12 protein-coding genes are annotated in these 15,868 nt (G+C 69.2%); 7 read left to right on the plus strand and 5 right to left on the minus strand.

Going from position 1 to position 15,868, the window contains the following annotated elements; genetic code table 11:
• Nucleotides 1-3: 3 nt before the first annotated feature.
• The 7 genes from ASD47_RS22205 (at nt 4) to pyk (ending at nt 11,024) form a co-directional block, all read left to right on the plus strand.
• Nucleotides 4-2,886 (plus strand): hypothetical protein, encoded by a 2,883-nt coding sequence (locus tag ASD47_RS22205; protein ID WP_056761467.1) that lies wholly within the window; start codon nt 4-6, stop codon nt 2,884-2,886.
• Nucleotides 2,887-3,202: 316 nt separating this feature from the next.
• Nucleotides 3,203-4,666: a glucose-6-phosphate dehydrogenase gene (gene zwf, locus ASD47_RS22210; RefSeq protein ID WP_056761470.1), complete on the plus strand. Its 1,464-nt coding sequence runs from the start codon at nt 3,203-3,205 to the stop codon at nt 4,664-4,666.
• An 11-nt stretch (nt 4,667-4,677) separates the two neighbouring features.
• On the plus strand, nt 4,678-5,370 hold the full coding sequence (pgl, locus tag ASD47_RS22215) for a 6-phosphogluconolactonase (protein ID WP_056761689.1): 693 nt from the start codon (nt 4,678-4,680) through the stop codon (nt 5,368-5,370).
• Between the two features lie 4 nt (nt 5,371-5,374).
• The gene (gene edd, locus ASD47_RS22220) at nt 5,375-7,186 is read left to right on the plus strand and encodes a phosphogluconate dehydratase (RefSeq protein WP_056761473.1); all 1,812 of its coding nucleotides are present in this window, start codon (nt 5,375-5,377) and stop codon (nt 7,184-7,186) included.
• A gap of 12 nt (nt 7,187-7,198) precedes the next feature.
• On the plus strand, nt 7,199-8,188 hold the full coding sequence (gene glk / locus ASD47_RS22225) for a glucokinase (RefSeq protein ID WP_056761475.1): 990 nt from the start codon (nt 7,199-7,201) through the stop codon (nt 8,186-8,188).
• Nucleotides 8,189-8,319: 131 nt separating this feature from the next.
• Nucleotides 8,320-9,336 carry a LacI family DNA-binding transcriptional regulator gene (locus tag ASD47_RS22230; protein WP_056761478.1) on the plus strand — a complete coding sequence of 339 codons (1,017 nt, stop codon included), beginning with the start codon at nt 8,320-8,322 and terminating at the stop codon, nt 9,334-9,336.
• A gap of 254 nt (nt 9,337-9,590) precedes the next feature.
• Nucleotides 9,591-11,024: a pyruvate kinase gene (pyk, locus tag ASD47_RS22235; protein WP_056761481.1), complete on the plus strand. Its 1,434-nt coding sequence runs from the start codon at nt 9,591-9,593 to the stop codon at nt 11,022-11,024.
• Nucleotides 11,025-11,032: 8 nt separating this feature from the next.
• On the opposite strand, the gene ASD47_RS22240 is transcribed toward pyk, so the two are convergent.
• From ASD47_RS22240 to ASD47_RS22260, 5 genes are all read right to left on the minus strand, one after another.
• Nucleotides 11,033-11,728, minus strand: a complete 696-nt coding sequence (locus ASD47_RS22240) for a Crp/Fnr family transcriptional regulator (RefSeq protein ID WP_082564757.1) — start codon at nt 11,726-11,728, stop codon at nt 11,033-11,035.
• A 343-nt stretch (nt 11,729-12,071) separates the two neighbouring features.
• Nucleotides 12,072-12,572 carry a pyridoxamine 5'-phosphate oxidase family protein gene (locus ASD47_RS22245; protein ID WP_056761486.1) on the minus strand — a complete coding sequence of 167 codons (501 nt, stop codon included), beginning with the start codon at nt 12,570-12,572 and terminating at the stop codon, nt 12,072-12,074.
• Nucleotides 12,573-12,767: 195 nt separating this feature from the next.
• Nucleotides 12,768-13,901, minus strand: coding sequence for an acyl-CoA dehydrogenase family protein (locus ASD47_RS22250; RefSeq protein WP_056761489.1), 1,134 nt, complete (start codon nt 13,899-13,901; stop codon nt 12,768-12,770).
• Nucleotide 13,902: 1 nt separating this feature from the next.
• On the minus strand, nt 13,903-14,514 hold the full coding sequence (locus ASD47_RS22255; protein ID WP_056761492.1) for a 2-hydroxychromene-2-carboxylate isomerase: 612 nt from the start codon (nt 14,512-14,514) through the stop codon (nt 13,903-13,905).
• A gap of 32 nt (nt 14,515-14,546) precedes the next feature.
• A complete protein-coding gene (locus ASD47_RS22260; protein ID WP_056761495.1) occupies nt 14,547-15,755 on the minus strand; it encodes an acyl-CoA dehydrogenase family protein in 1,209 nt (402 codons plus the stop codon).
• Nucleotides 15,756-15,868: the final 113 nt, after the last annotated feature.

Below are 15,868 nucleotides of genomic sequence, written 5' to 3' on the forward strand. Positions count from 1 at the left end.
GGCATGACGCTGGGAGGGATCCTGAGATCGACGGTCGCGGCGATCTGCATCCTCGGGGTCGTGACCCCGACGGTGTCGATCTCGGCTGCGCCGCGCCAGGTCTCCAAGCCCGCTCCCCGCAAGGCCGCCGCGCCGCGTCCCGCCGCTTCGACGGGCCTCCAGGTCAGGGTCGCCCAGGCCCCCGACTTCACCCGCCTGGAATTCCCCGGCTCGCGCGGCATGCAGGCGCGCCGAGAGGGAACGTCGGTGGTGTTGCGTTTTCCGCGCGACGCCAACCCCAACCTCTCGCCGCTGAACGTCGGCCCGCCGCGTTGGGTCAAGGGCGCCCAGGCGCGCCACGTCGGCGGCGTGGTCGAGATCGTGGTCGCGCTCAGCGACGACGCCGACTTCCGGGCCGGCAACGCCGACGGCGACGACTTCATCAACCTGTTCGCCCGCCAGGACGCGACGCCGGCGTCGACGCCGGCCGCCGCCGTGGTCGCGCGTCGGCCCAATCCGATGCCGGCCAACGGCGCGGTGCCGGTCAAGTTCGCCAAGGTCGCGGGCCAGGTTCAACTCAGCTTCGACTGGGCCAATCCGGCGGGCGCCGCGGTGTTCCGGCGCGGCGAGGCCGTCTGGGTGGTGTTCGACGCTCCGGCCCGGCTGGACATCGGCAAGCTGCCCGCCAGCACCGCTCAATATCGCAACATCCAGGCCTTCAAGGGCGCCGACTATGCGGCGCTGCGCATCAGCACGCCGCAGGGCGCGCCGTTCTACGCCGACGGCGTCGGCTCCAACTGGACGATCGCCCTGGGCGCGGGGACCCAGGATTCGCCCGACCCGATTCGCGTGGCCCGCGACGACAACGCCAGCCCCGCCACCCTGACCGCCAACGTGGCCGGCACGACCAGGATCGCCTGGGTCTCGGATCCGGCGGTCGGCGATCGCCTGGCGGTGGCCACCGCCCTGGCCCCGTCCAAGGGACTGCCGTCGCGCCGCGACTATGTCGAGATGGCCTTGCTGCAGTCGGCCACCGGCCTGGCGGTCGAAAGCTATTCCGGCGACCTGCAGATGACCGCCGAGGGCGACATCGTCCATATTGGCCGCCCCAAGGGCTTGCTGCTGTCCTCGTCCTCCAGCGCCCAGGCCCAGGCCGACGCCGGGGCCGGCGCGCCCCAGGCCCTCGCCATGCCCGCCCTGATCGATCCCGAGCACTGGGCCAAGACCGGCTCGGGCGGCTTCATGGCCCGCTATGACGCCCTGCTGGGCGCCATCCCGGCGGCCAGCGGCGGCGACGGCAAGGGCGACGACACGGCCGCCCGCATGGTCCTTGCCCGTTTCCTGGTCGGCTCAAACCTGTCGTTCGAGGCGATCGGCGTGCTCAACGCGGCCGGCCGCGCCCACCAGACCCTGATGGGCGACGGCGAGTTCCGCGGCCTGCGCGGCGTGGCCAAGGTGCTGGCCCGCCGCTACGCCGAGGCCGAAACCGACTTCGCCTCGCCGGTGCTGAGCGACGATCCCTCGGCCGCGATGTGGCGCGGCTACATCGCCAGCAAGACCGGCCAGTGGGTAGACGCCAACCAGCGGTTCGCCGAGGGCGCCCGCGCGCTCAACATGTTCCCGGCCCTATGGCAGGCCCGTTTCCTGGGCGCCCAGGCCGAGGCGTCGGTCGGCGTCGGGGCGCCCGACACCGCCATTCGCCTGATCAACCAGGCCCTGAAGCTGCCCAACATCCCCGTCGAGGACCAGCTGGAGCTGCGTCTGACCCTGGCCAAGGCCTTCGAGGCCAAGAACGACGTCCGCGCCCTGCCGGTGTTCCAGGCGATCTCGAAGTGCGGCATCGACCGCCTGGCCGCCCCGGCCACCCTGCACGCCATCCAGCTGCGCCTGGCCAAGAACCAGATCAGCGCCGACATCGCCGCCAAGGGGCTGGACGCCCTGCGCTTCCGCTGGCGCGGCGACGGGGTCGAACTGGACACCATCCGCGCGCTGGGCCAGCTGCAGATCAGGCAGGGCCGCTATCGCGAGGCGCTGGAGGTGCTGCACTCGGCCAGCAACGTGCAGTCCGACCTGCCGCAGGCCGTCGCTCTGCGCAACGATCTGAACACCGCGTTCCGCAGCCTGTTCCTCGACGGCCTGGCCGACGGCATGCAGCCGATCCAGGCGGTGGGCCTGTTCTACGACTTCCAGGACCTGACCCCGATCGGCGCCGACGGCGACCAGATGGTCCGCAACCTGGTGCGTCGCCTGGTCGATGTCGACTTGCTGGACGAGGCCGCCAAGCTGCTCAAGTACCAGGTCGACAATCGCCTGAACGGCGTGCCCAAGGCCCAGGTGGCCACGGATCTCGCCTGGATCTACCTGATGGACCGCAAGCCCGAGAGCGCGCTGGACACCATCAACGCCACGCGCACCACGATCCTGCCGCCAGCCCTGAACGCCGAGCGCCGCCTGGCCACCGCCCGCGCCCTGATGGGCCTGGGCCGCTACGACGCCGCCCTGGAGGTGATCGAGGGCGACAAGAGCCGCGACGCCGAGGATGTCCGCGCCGAGATCGCCTGGAAGCAGCACGCCTGGCCCCAGGCCGGTGCGCTTTACGAACGCTCGCTGGCGGACCGCTGGAAGACGCCCGGCGTCCTGAACCCGGCCGACGAGTCCAAGCTGCTGCGCGCGGCCGTGGCCTTCAGTCTGGCCGACGACGACGCCGCGCTGGGCCGCCTGCGCCAGCGCTATGGCGGCTTCGTCGACGGCGCGCGCAATCCCGACGGCTTGCGCGTGGCCCTGGCCGGCGCCGATCCGGGCAGCCTGTCCAGCACCGACTTCAGCAAGGTCACCGCCGACAACGAGGCCTTCAATGGCTGGGTGGCCAAGATGAAGGACCGCTTCCGGGCCCAGGCGAGCAACTAAGGATTTCGTCGGCGTCGCTCTGTGTTCTCTAGACGGCCCAGCCGGCCAAGCCCCGCGTTGGGGCTAATTTCTCCCCGCAGCATCGCCTGCGCGGTCGCCATTTGCAGCGCGCCCGCGTTCAGCCCGCCCAGGCGGTGAACCTTCGCGTTCGAAAAGCGATTGGTCCGCTGGCGGCCCAGGCCCAAACGCCTTAGTTAGACGCCGCGCGCGCGATCCTGTCGGGACGTCGACACGGGGCCTCGGCCTTCATGTGGCGGGGTCCGCTTGCATTGCTCGAGAGGGCGTGGCATGACAACGTTGTCATAGGGTGGAAGCTTTGGCCAAAGAAACGAACGTCGACCAGACAGGTCGCGAAGTGCTGGTTCTGCTGGGCGGCGCGGGGGATCTCGCGCTTCGCATGTTGTTGCCTTCGCTGTATTTTCTCGAGGTCGACCGCCTCCTGCCGCACGACCTGCGGATCATCGGCCTGGCCCGTCACGACCACACCGCCGACAGCTATCGCAAGCTGGTGCGCGAACAGCTGGGCAAGCGCGCGACCGTCGAGGAATCGGCGTGGAACCGCCTAGCCGCCCGCCTGGACTACCTGTCGGTCGACATCACCAAGGAAGAGGGCGCCAAGGCGTTGGCCGACAAGGTCGGCCCGCACGGCGACCTCGTCGTCTATTTCGCCCTGTCGCCCAGCCTCTACGGCTCGGTCTGCACCGCCTTGCAATCGGCCGGCCTGACTGGCCCCAAGACGCGCCTGGTGCTGGAAAAGCCGATCGGCAAGGACTTCGCCAGCTCGTGCGTGATCAACGGCGCGGTCGGCGCGGTCGTCGACGAAAGCCAGATCTTCCGCATCGACCACTATCTGGGCAAGGAGACGGTCCAGAACCTGACCGCTCTGCGCTTCGGCAACGTGCTGTTCGAGCCCCTGTGGGACAACAAGCACATCGATCACGTGCAGATCACGATCGCCGAGACCGAGAAGGTCGGCGAGCGCTGGCCCTATTACGATGAATACGGCGCCCTGCGCGACATGCTGCAGAACCACCTGCTGCAGCTGCTGTGCCTCGTGGCCATGGAGGCTCCGTCGGGCTTCGACCCGGACGCGGTCCGCGACGAGAAGGTCAAGGTGCTGCGGTCCCTGCGTCCGTTCACCAAGGCCAATGTCGCCCACGACACCGTGCGCGGCCAGTACGTGGCCGGGGTGGTCGAGGGTACGGCGCGCGAGGGCTATCTGGAAGAGGTCGGCAAGCCGTCCAAGACCGAGACCTTCGTGGCCATGAAGGTCGACATCGACAACTGGCGCTGGGCCGGCGTGCCGTTCTTCCTGCGCACCGGCAAGAACCTGCCCGACCGCCGCACCCAGATCGTCGTGCAGTTCAAGCCCGTGCCGCACAACATCTTCGGGTCCGCCGCCCAGGCCGAGACCAAGGCCAACCGCCTGGTCATCGACCTGCAGCCGGACGAGGACATCTCGCTGACCGTGATGACCAAGCGTCCGGGCCTGTCGGAAGAGGGCATGCGCCTGCAGTCCCTGCCGCTGTCCCTGGCCATGAGCGCGGCCGGCAGCCGCCGCCGCATCGCCTATGAAAAGCTGCTGCTGGACGTGTTCCGCGGCGACCGCACCCTGTTCGTGCGCCGCGACGAGGTCGAGCAGGCCTGGAAGTTCGTGGACGGCGTCTCCGCCGCCTGGGCCGAGGCCAAGATCGAGCCCGCGCCCTACGCCGCCGGCACCTGGGGACCGCACAGCGCCACCGCGCTGATCTCGCCCCAGGGCCGGGCATGGAACGAGTAGGCGTGGCGACCATGGCCCTCCCCAAGATCGAGGCGTTCGCCACCCGCGAAGCCCTGTACGACGCCGCCGCCTCGGTCGTGGCCTTGGCCCTGACCGAGGCCGTGGCCAAGCGCGGCCAGGCCGGGTTCGCCGCCACCGGCGGCTCGACCCCGGCCCCGGTCTATGACCGACTGGCGACGATGACCGTCCCCTGGGACAAGGTCGTCGTCACCCTGACCGACGAGCGCTTCGTGCCGCCGTCCGACCCGAGCAGCAACGAGGGCCTGGTTCGTCGCCACCTGCTGCAAGGCGAGGCGGCCAGGGCGGGCTTCGCGCCGCTGTATTTCGACGGCGTGGCTCAGGAGGCGGTCCCGGCGAGGGCCGAGGCCGGGGTGGCCAAGGCGCTGCCGTTCGGCGTGACCCTGCTGGGCGTCGGTCCCGACGGCCACTTCGCCTCGCTGTTCCCCGGCAACCCGAAACTGGCGGAAGGCCTGGATCCCCGGTCCGAACGCACGGTGATCGCCGTGCCGCCCGGCCAACCCGCGCCGGACCTACCCCGGATCAGCTTGACCTTTCAGGCGTTGATCCAGTCGTCGCTGATCGTGCTGCTGATCACCGGCGGCGCCAAGAAGACGTTGCTCGAAGGTCCGGTCGATCAAGGCTTGCCCATCGCCGCGATTCTGAACCAGGACCGCGCCCCGGTCCGTATCCTCTGGGCGGAGTAGTCCCATGGCCTTGAACCCTGTCATCGCTGAAGTCACCGCGCGGATCATCGAGCGCAGCCGCGACAGCCGCGCGACCTATCTGGCCAACCTCGACGCAGCCGCCGCCGCCCAGCCGGGCCGGGCCAAGCTCAGCTGCGCCAACTGGGCCCACGCCTTCGCCGCTTCGCCGGCGGTGGACAAGGTCCGCGCCCTGGACGTCAACGCGCCCAACCTGGGCATCGTCTCGGCCTATAACGACATGCTGTCGGCCCACCAGCCGCTGGAGGAATATCCGGCCCTGATCAAGGACGCGGCGCGCGAGGTCGGGGCCACGGCCCAGTTCGCCGGCGGCGTTCCGGCCATGTGCGACGGCGTCACCCAGGGCCGTCCGGGCATGGAGCTGTCGCTGTTCTCGCGCGACGTGATCGCCATGGCGACCGGCATCGCCCTGACCCACGACGCGTTCGACGGCGCGCTGTATCTGGGCGTCTGCGACAAGATCGTGCCGGGCCTGCTGATCGGCGCCCTGACCTTCAGCCACCTGCCGGCGATGTTCGTGCCGGCCGGGCCGATGACCTCGGGCCTGCCCAATTCGGAGAAGGCCCGCATCCGCGCCCTCTACGCCGAGGGCAAGGTCGGTCGCGAGGAACTGCTGGCCGCCGAGAGCGCCAGCTACCACGGCCCGGGCACCTGCACCTTCTACGGCACCGCCAACACCAACCAGATGCTGATGGAGCTGATGGGCCTGCACCTGCCCGGCTCGGCCTTCGTCCATCCGCACACCCCGCTGCGCACGGCCCTGGTCAAGGAAGCCGCCAAGCGGGTGGCGGCCATCACCCACAAGGGCAACGACTGGATTCCGGTCGGCCGGGTGATCGACGAGAAGGCCGTGGTCAACGGCGTGGTCGGCCTGATGGCCACCGGCGGCTCGACCAACCTGGCGCTGCACCTGGTGGCCATGGCCCACGCCGCCGGCATCATCCTGACCCTGGAAGACCTGGACGACATCTCCAAGGCCACGCCGCTGCTGGCCAAGGTCTATCCGAACGGCTCGGCCGACGTGAACCAGTTCCACGCCGCCGGCGGCATCCACTTCGTGGTCAAGGAACTGCTGAAGGCCGGCCTGGCCCACGAAGACGTCCTGACCGTCGCCGGTCCCGGCCTGTCGCGCTACACCCAGGAGCCGGTGCTGGTCGACGGCGAGCTGGCCTGGCGCGAGGGCGCGGACGAGTCGCTGGACCTCAACATCCTGCGCCCGGCCTCCGACCCGTTCAGCCCGGAAGGCGGCCTGCGCCTGCTGACCGGCAACCTGGGGCGCGGCGTGATCAAGGTCTCGGCCGTGAAGCCAGAGCACCAGGTGATCACCGCCCCGGCGGCCGTGTTCCAGGAGCAGGAAGACTTCATCGCCGCCTTCAAGCGCGGCGAGCTGGATCGCGACGTCGTCGTTGTGGTCCGCTTCCAAGGCCCGTCGGCCAACGGCATGCCCGAGCTGCACAACCTGTCGCCGTCGATCTCGGTGCTGCTGGATCGCGGCTTCAAGGTGGCTCTGGTCACCGATGGGCGGATGTCGGGCGCCTCGGGCAAGACCCCGGCCGCGATCCACATCACGCCGGAAGCCGCCAAGGGCGGGGCCCTGGCCTATGTCGAGGATGGCGACGTCATTTCGCTGAACGCCCACACGGGCGAGCTGAAAATCCTGGTGGACGAGGCGACCCTGCGCGCCCGCACGCCGGCGCAAGTCCCGGCGTCCAAGCCGGGCTTTGGACGGGAACTCTTCGGCCTGCTGCGTTCGGGGGTCGGCGCTTCCGACCACGGCGCATCGGTGCTGTTTGCTTAGGAAGTGACGGATATGAGCGGCTTGAACTCCATCGGACTAGGCCTGGTCGGCGACATCGGCGGAACCAACGCGCGGTTCGCCCTGGTCGATTTCGATGGGGCCGACCCCAAGCTGATCGAGCCGACCTCGTACAAGGGCGAGGACTACGGCCAGGCCGAGGACGCCGTCGAGGCCTATCTGGACAAGATGGGCGTGCGCCATCCCGACCAGGCGGTGGTCGCGGTCGCCGGTCCGATCGAGCATGGCGCGGTGCAGTTCACCAACAGCGACTGGAAGCTGTCGGAGGACAGCCTGCGCCGGGCCGGCGGCTTCCGCACCGCCAAGCTGATCAATGACTTCACCGCCCAGGCCCTGGCCGCCCCGCGCCTGGCGCCCAAGGACTTGCGCCAGATCGGTCCGCTGCAGACCTCGGGCGAGGGCGACCTGGCGATCATCGGCCCGGGCACCGGCTTCGGCGCGGCGGGCATGGTGCGCCGGCACGGCGTCGAGACGCCCCTGACCACCGAGGGCGGCCATATCGCCTTCGCCCCGTTCGACGAGACCGAGGTCGAGATCCTCCGCATCCTGATGAAGCGGTTCGGCCGCTGCTCGATCGAGCGGATCCTGTCGGGCCCCGGCATGGAGGACCTGCACCTCATCCTGGCCGAGGTGGAAGGCCGCAAGACCGACGAACTGACCGCCAAGCAGATCACCGAGCACGGCGTGGCCGGCGACGAATGCTGCAAGGTCACGATCGACCGCTTCTGCGCCATCCTCGGCTCGGCGGCCGGCGATCTGGCCATGGCGCTGGGCGCCAGGGGCGGGGTGTTCATCGCCGGCGGTATCGCGCCGCGGATCATCGACCTGCTGGAAAAGGGCCAGTTCCGCGAACGATTCGAATCGAAGGGCCGGCTCAGCGACTACACCCGCGCCATCCCGACCCACGTGGTGATGAACCCGCACACGGCCCTGATCGGCGCGGCGGTGGCCATGACTCCGGACGGCAAGGCGGCCATTTCTTAGGGCTTTCGGCTCGGCGGCGCCTGTTCCGATCCCTCAAGGCGAGATTTCCACTGGAAGTGGGCTCGCCTTGACAAGGTTGTCATGCCTTTATTGCGTCGCTTGTCGATTTCCGACGCTTCGCGAGGCCGGTCTTGAGTTCCAAGGTTACGATCCACGAGGTCGCCCGCCTGTCGGGGGTGTCGATCAAGACCGTTTCGCGGGTGCTGAACCGCGAGCCGAACGTGAAGACCGACACCCGCACGCGCGTGCAGGAAGCCGTCGCGGCCCTGAACTACCGGCCGAACATCTCGGCCCGCAGTCTGGCGGGGTCGAAGGCCTATCTGATCGGCGTGTTCTTCGACAACCCCAGCCCCGCCTATGTCACCGACGTGCAGCTGGGGGCGATCGCCCGCTGTCGCGAGGAGGGCTACCACCTAATCGTCGAGCCGCTCGACTCCGAGGGCGACGTCGCCGCCCAGGTGGAGCCGATGCTGCACACCCTGCGCATGGACGGAGTGATCCTGACGCCGCCGGTCTGCGACAACGTCGCGGTGCTGGACGTGCTGGAAGCGGAGGGCGTGCCCTATGTGCGGCTGTCGCCCGACCAGGACCAGGATCGTTCGGCCCACGTTCGCATGGACGACGTGCGCGCCGCCTACGAGATGACCGCCCACCTGATCGGCCTGGGCCATACCGACATCGGCTTCATCAAGGGGCACCCCGAGCACGGCGCCTCGCACCTTCGGTACGAAGGCTACGTGACGGCGATGAAGGAGCACGGTCACGCCGTGCGCGAAGATCGCGTCGAGCAGGGTTGGTTCTCGTTCCGCTCGGGCTTCGAGGCGGCCGAACGGCTGCTGGACCGCATCGACCGCCCGACGGCGGTCTTCGCCTCCAACGACGACATGGCCTTGGGCGTGATGGCGGTGGCCAATCGCCTGCGTCTCGAAGTGCCCCAGACCCTGTCGGTGGCCGGGTTCGACGACACCCCTGGGGCCAAGGTTGTCTGGCCGCAGCTGACCACCGTGCGCCAGCCGATCCAGGCCATGGCGGCGGCGGCGGCCGATCTGCTGCTGACCGGCGCGACCCGGACGGAAGGCGAGGCGCCGCCGTCGCGCCTGCTGGACTTCGAACTGGTGGTCCGCGAGTCCACCGGGCCGATCGGCTAGGATTCAGGTTTCTCTGATCCGAAGCCCGCGTCAGGCGTTCGGAATCCCAAGGCCTTTCGCGCCCATTTTTCCGATGGAGGTGGAAAGGCTTCGGCGTTGACGCTAAGTCAGCAATGGCGAATCCAGGCCCGGGCCGCTAGACAACGTTGTCAGGCGGGAAATTCGGGAATGACGTTCGCCAAAAGCAAATCCTTTCTGCCATGCGGTATGTATTGCCGCATTGCAGCATTTTCTAGCCTCTCCGGAGCAGGTTCATGATCCGCGCGCGCCGCTCCCGCATCGTCGCCACCATCGGCCCGGCCAGCAGCTCGCCGGAGATGATCGTCACCCTCGCCAAGGCCGGGGCCGACGTGTTCCGCCTGAACTTCAGCCACGGCAGCCACGACAACCACGCCGCCGCCTACAACGCCATTCGCGCGGCCGAGGCGGTGGTCGGGCGGCCGCTGGGCATCCTGGCCGACCTGCAGGGGCCGAAGCTGCGCGTGGGCAAGTTCGCCGAGGGGCCGGTCACGCTGAAGGCCGGCCAGGCCTTCCGGTTCGACAATGACCCGACGCCGGGCGACGCGACGCGCGTGCACCTGCCCCACCCGGAGATCCTGGTGGCCATGCGCCCGGGCGCGACCCTGCTGCTGGACGACGGCAAACTGCGGATGACCGTGACCGACGCCGGCCCCGGCTACGCCAACACCACGGTGGTCAACGGCGGCAAGCTGTCGGAACGCAAGGGCGTGGCCGTGCCCGACGTGGTGATCCCGATGTCGCCGCTGACGCCGAAGGATCGCGAGGACCTGGCCTTCGCCCTGCGCCTGGGCGTCGACTGGATCGCCCTGTCGTTCGTCCAGGCCCCCGAAGACATGGCCGAGCTGCGGCGCATCGTCGAAGGCCGCGCCGCCGTCCTGGCCAAGATCGAGAAGCCCCAGGCGCTGGAAGTGCTGGGCCCGATCCTCGACCTCTGCGACGGCGTGATGGTGGCCCGCGGCGACCTGGGCGTCGAGATGGCTCCCGAAGAGGTGCCGGTGGCTCAGAAGGTCATCCTGCGCGCCGCCCGCGAGCGCGGCATCCCCGTGATCGTCGCCACCCAGATGCTGGAATCCATGACCAGCTCGCCGACCCCGACCCGGGCCGAGGCCTCGGACGTCGCCAACGCCGTCTACGAGGGCGCGGACGCGGTCATGCTGTCGGCCGAGAGCGCCGCTGGCGACTATCCGGAAGAGGCGGTGACGATGATGAGCCGCATCATCGAGCGGGTGGAGCGCGACCCGCGCTGGCCCGAGCTGATGCAGGCCGAGCAGCCGCACAACGACGAAGACGCCGACGTCCTGGTCGTGGCCGCCGCCCAGGCCGCCAAGGCCGGCTCGACCAAGTGCCTGGTGGCGTTCACCACCACCGGCGCCACCGCCCGCCGCCTGTCGCGCGAGCGTCCGCTGCAGCCGGTGCTGGCCCTGTCGCCGCGCGTCGAGGCCGTGCGCCGCATGTGCCTGGTCTGGGGCGTGGAGGCCCGCGTCAGCGGCCAGCCCGACAGCCTGGAGGTCGTCACTTCCGACGCCGTCGCCAAGGCCGTCGAACTGAACCTGGTCGGCCCGGGCGAGCGCGTGCTGATCGTCGCCGGCACGCCGTTCGGCGCGCCGGGGGCGGCCAACCTGCTGCGCCTGGCCCACGCGCCGTTCCCGACCCGCAAGCGTCGCTAGATAGGCTTTCAGCCGAACGGAAGCGGCAGCAGGCGCTCGTAGCCACGCCGCACGGCGGCGTAGCACTCGCAGGTGATGGCCTCCAGGCCGGCGCGGTCGAGAATGTCGACCACGCCCCGGCGATAGCGGATGAGGCCCTTGGCCTGCAGCGAACCGGCCACGGCCGTGACCGTGGTGCGCTGGACGCCCAGCATGTCGGCCAGGAATTCCTGGGTCAGGCTGATGGTGTCGCCTTCGATGCGATCGCGGCACGACAGCAGCCAGCGGCAGAACCGGGCCTCGACGCCGTGCAGGGCGTTGCAGGCGACCGACTGGATCGCATGACCGAATAGCGCCTCGTTATGGCGATCAACCAGGTCGCGCAGGGCGGAGCTGCGGGTCCAGGCGTCATGCAGGGCCGAGACGCTGATCCGCGAGGCCTGCCCGGAGGTCTGGATGATGGCCCGCACCAGCGACTGGCGCGGCGCCACCGCGGCCATCAAGCCCAAGGCGCCTTCGCGGCCGATCGGCGCGGACTCGATGGCCGCCCCGTTCTCCATCAGGGTCATCAGCGAGATGACGCAATCATGCGGGAAATAGATGGCCTCGATCGGATCGCCCGGATCGTACAGATGACGGCCCTTTTCCAGCTCCTGCTGGACGAGGTGGGGCGCGATCAGGCCGAAATCCTCCGTCGGCAGGGCGGCAAGCAGACGATTTTTCAAGGTGGCGGCGGCCCCGTCGAACGAATCGACCATCGGTAGGCGGAAGGGATTTGAAATCTAGGTTGGAAGTCGCCGCCGCGCTGTCGAGTAGTCGACACAGATGTGATGCGCCAAGAGCCTTCAAAACTAAGTTGGTCGCCTATCCGACGGTACGGGAATAGTTGGGAGCTCGTCGCCGTCCCGTCTCTCTTGTCGTCCTGAGTACATTACCGCTCGCTTATCGAAGCGTCGCCATTCCGCCAACCGACGGAAGCCGAGACTTTCGACGGACCAGCTTCGCCAAGCCATCAGCAGCCATCGCTTGATGAGACTTCATGCGCCCGCCTCGCCGGCGCACCGCCGTCTAGGCCAGCTTGACGTGGGCCTTGTCGCCCAGGTCGGGCGGGCTGTCGGTCAGGTTGGCCTTGGCCACCTCCCAGGCGAAGCGCACTGGGCCGCCCTTGGAGATCCACAGTTCGGCGTCCCGGACATCCAGCCGCAGCAGGGTCAGGGTTGGATCGTCCTTGCCGTCCGGAAACCAGGCGGCGACGATCGGATTCCAGTACTTGTCGATGCGGGCGGTGTCGCGGGCGGTGGACAGAACGCCGCCGATGCAGGCCTGGAACTCCTGGTCCTTGGACTGGACGATCAGCATGGCCTCGGCCCCGTCGCTGGCGTTCTTGGCGAGGTCGGTGTCGTCCCTGGTGAAGAACCAGACCTGGCCGCCCTCCGGCTCGGCGAAGGCGGTCATCGGCTGGAAATGCTGGTGAGCGTTCATCAGGCCCAGCATGCCGAACCGCGCGTCGTCCAGCTCCTTCCAGAGGCGTCTCTCGACGGCGGCCTTGTCGTTGGGATCGGTGCTCATGGCGGTCTTCCTTCTCGCTGGGGAGGAGGGGAGAACTGGTCTGAGCGAGGGCGGTTCCTAGAGCGAAGGTTGGAGCATCGAGCGTCCTTCGAGGCCCGCTGCGCGGACTCCTCTGGATGAGGAATTCAACAGCAGTTCACCTTCCTCATCCCGAGGTGCGAGCCGCAGGCGAAGCCTCGAAGGACGCAACGCGCCTCAGAAGCCGGAGAGTCTGGCATAGCGGTCGCGATGGAACGAGGCCGAACCGAACAGGGCCTCGGCCACGCGGGCCCGCTTCATGTAGAGGCCGGCGTCGTGGGCGTCGGTCATGCCGATGCCGCCATGCATCTGGACCATCTCGTTGGAGGCCAGGTGCAGCACTTCGCTGGCCTTGCCCTTGGCCAGGGAGGCCAGCAGCCGGGTGTCGGAGCCGGCGTCGGCGGCCTCCAGGGCGGCCTCGACGCAGGAGCGGGTGGTCTCCAGGTCCGTGAACAGCTTGGCCGCGCGGTGCTGCAGGGCCTGGAACGTGCCGATCACCTGGCCGAACTGGGTGCGGGTCTTGATGTAGTCCAGGGTGATCTCGAAGGCGGCGGTCGCCGCGCCCAGCATTTCGGCGGCCAGGCCGGCATAGGCGCGGTCGAGCACCGGCTCAAGGATCGCCCAGCCCTTGTCGACTTCGCCCAGCACCGCGTCGGCGCCGACCTGCACGCCGTCGAAAGCGATCCTGGCCGCGCCGCGGCTGTCGATCAGGGCCAGGTGGGTGCGGGTCACGCCGGGGGTGTCGCCAGGGACCAGGAACAGGGTGATCCCGTCGCCGTCGCCGGCCGCGCCCGAGGTGCGGGCGGCGACCACCAGCAGGTCGGCCGCGTCGCCGTCGAGGACGAAGGTCTTGGTTCCGCTGAGCACGAAGCCGGCGCCGGACGTCTTCGCCGACAGGGCGGTGTTCAGCGGCGCATGGTGCGCGCCTTCGTCGACCGCCAGGGTCGCGACAGCCTCGCCCGCCGCGATCTTCGGCAGCCATTCGGTCCTCTGGGCTTCGGACCCGCCCAGCACCAGGGCCGAGGCGGCAACCAGGGCGGTGGAGAGCAGGGGCGAGGCTACCAGATTGCGGCCGGTCTCCTCCAGGATCAGCCCCAGGCCCAGGTAACCGAAGGCCGAGCCGTCGAAGTCTTCGGGCACGATCACTCCGGCCCAACCCATCGCGCCCATCTCGCTCCAGGTCGCCGGATCGAAGCTCTGCTTGCTGCCGCCGTCGCGCAGCTTGCGCAGGGCGCCGACCGGGGCGCTGTCCTGCGTCCAGCCCTTGGCGGCGTCGCGCAGCATGGTCTGTTCTTCGGTCAGGACGGCCATGTCAGGCTTGCTCCAGAGTTTGGTGGCGGACGGCCCAGTCGAGGGCCTGCTCAAGACGGTCGTTGCCCCAGAAGAGCTCGCCGTCGGCGGTGACGAAGCTGGGCGCGCCGAACAGGCCGCGCTCCTGCGCCTGGCGGACGTGCGCCTTCAGGCGGCTCTTGACGGGATCGGTCGCGGCGGCGGCCAGCACCGCGTCCGGCGCCGCGCCGACCGAGGCGATCAGCGGGGCCAGCACCTCGGCCTGTGAGATGTCCTGGTCGTCGACGAAATTGGCCTGGTAGACGGCGCGGCTGAAGGCCGGGGTCCAGCCGTCCTCCAGTCCGCAGATCGCCACGCGGGCGGCCAGCAGCCCGTTGCGCGGGAACTGGCTGGGATGGACCAGCGGCAGGCCTTCCAGGTCGCAGACCCGCTGCAGGTCGCGCCACATGTAGTCGCCCTTGACCGGGAAGGCGTTGAACGGGCTGTCGTTCAGTCCCTGCTGCTCGTGGAACAGCGGCCCCAGCAGGAAGGGACGCCACGCCACGGTCACGCCAGCCGACTGCGCCAGGCGCTCGACGCGCATGGCGGCGGGATAGCTGTAGGTGGAGCCGAACTCGTACCAGAACTCGATCATGGCCAGAACTCGATCATGGTTCCTCGGCGCCCTTACTGGTGATCCAGCAAGCCTAGCACCCGCTTGGCGACGACGTTGAGATTGACCTCGCTGGTGCCGCCCTCGATCGAGTTGCCCTTGGCGCGCAGCATGGCGCGCGGCGCGGCCAGCTCGTCCCTGGTGAAGCCTTCGCCCTCCCAACCCAGGCCCTGCAGGCCCAGGGCCTCGACCAGCAGCTCGGTGCGCTCCTGGTTCATCTTGGCGGCGGCGTACTTGATGATCGAGACGGCGGCGCTGGGGCCCGAGCCTTGTTTGGACTCGGCTTCCGCCCGGCGCACGGTCAGCATGAAGGCGTGGGCGTCCATGCGGTGGTGGGCGATGCGGGCCCGCAGGTCGCCGTCGGCCAGCTTGCCGGACGCGTCGACGCCGACCTCCGTCTTGGCCGCCTCCACCAGGTCCAGCCCGCCGCCCCCGCCGAAGCCCGAGGCCGAGATGTTCTGGCGCTCGTACTGGAGCAGGCGCTTGGCGATGTCCCAGCCGCCGTTGACCTTGCCGACCAGCTGGTCCTTGGGGACCTTCACATTGTCGAAGAAGGTCTCGCAGAACGGCGAGGAGCCGCTGATCAGCTTGATCGGCCGAGCCTCGACGCCGGGCGAGGCCATGTCGAACAGCACGAACGAGATGCCCTCGTGCTTCTTGGTGGTGTCGGTGCGCACCAGGCAGAAGATCCAGTCGGCCTGGTCGGCGTAGCTGGTCCACACCTTCTGGCCGTTGATCAGCCAGTGGTCGCCCCTGTCCTCGCACTTGGTCTGCAGGCTGGCCAGGTCCGAGCCCGCGCCCGGCTCGCTGTAGCCCTGGCACCAGCGGGTTTCGCCGCGCACGATCTGCGGCAGGAAGCGCTGCTTCTGTTCCTCGGTGGCGTATTCCAGCAGCACCGGACCCAGCATCCAGACGCCGAAGCTCATCAGGGCCGGACGGGCCTTCAGGCGACGCAGCTCCTGCTCCAGCACCTTGTTCTCGGCCTTGGACAGGCCGCCGCCGCCATATTCCTTGGGCCACATCGGCGCGGTCCAGCCGCGCTCGGCCATGCGGTCCAGCCACAGCTTGGCGTCGGGGTTCTTCCATTGGAACCGCTTGCCGCCCCAGGGCGCGTCGTCCTCGCTCATCGGCGCGTTCAGCGATGGTGGGTAGTTGGTCTCCAGCCAGGCCCGCGTGTCGGCCCGGAAAGCCTCCAGATCGCCGCCGCCGCCGAAATCCGCCATGGCTGTTCTCCCTACCCGCATCGTTTCGCGACGCTTATGGGCGTCGTCGGGCGGCAGACTACGCCATGGAACGGCGGGGGCAAGCTGATTCAAACGATCGTTCGTCACGCGAC

It is taken from the genome of Caulobacter sp. Root1472 (genome assembly GCF_001426985.1).
In the GTDB taxonomy this organism is placed as follows: domain Bacteria; phylum Pseudomonadota; class Alphaproteobacteria; order Caulobacterales; family Caulobacteraceae; genus Caulobacter; species Caulobacter rhizosphaerae.

Excerpts from the sequence above, each read along its gene's own strand:
- ASD47_RS22250 (WP_056761489.1), bottom strand. The coding sequence starts at position 13,901 with ATGGCCGTCCTGACCGAAGAACAGACCATGCTGCGCGACGCCGCCAAG.
- ASD47_RS22245 (WP_056761486.1), bottom strand. The coding sequence starts at position 12,572 with ATGAGCACCGATCCCAACGACAAGGCCGCCGTCGAGAGACGCCTCTGG.
- ASD47_RS22255 (WP_056761492.1), bottom strand. The coding sequence starts at position 14,514 with ATGATCGAGTTCTGGTACGAGTTCGGCTCCACCTACAGCTATCCCGCC.
- pyk (WP_056761481.1), top strand. The coding sequence starts at position 9,591 with ATGATCCGCGCGCGCCGCTCCCGCATCGTCGCCACCATCGGCCCGGCC.
- edd (WP_056761473.1), top strand. The coding sequence starts at position 5,375 with ATGGCCTTGAACCCTGTCATCGCTGAAGTCACCGCGCGGATCATCGAG.
- ASD47_RS22205 (WP_056761467.1), top strand. The coding sequence starts at position 4 with ATGACGCTGGGAGGGATCCTGAGATCGACGGTCGCGGCGATCTGCATC.
- ASD47_RS22260 (WP_056761495.1), bottom strand. The coding sequence starts at position 15,755 with ATGGCGGATTTCGGCGGCGGCGGCGATCTGGAGGCTTTCCGGGCCGAC.
- glk (WP_056761475.1), top strand. The coding sequence starts at position 7,199 with ATGAGCGGCTTGAACTCCATCGGACTAGGCCTGGTCGGCGACATCGGC.
- pgl (WP_056761689.1), top strand. The coding sequence starts at position 4,678 with ATGGCCCTCCCCAAGATCGAGGCGTTCGCCACCCGCGAAGCCCTGTAC.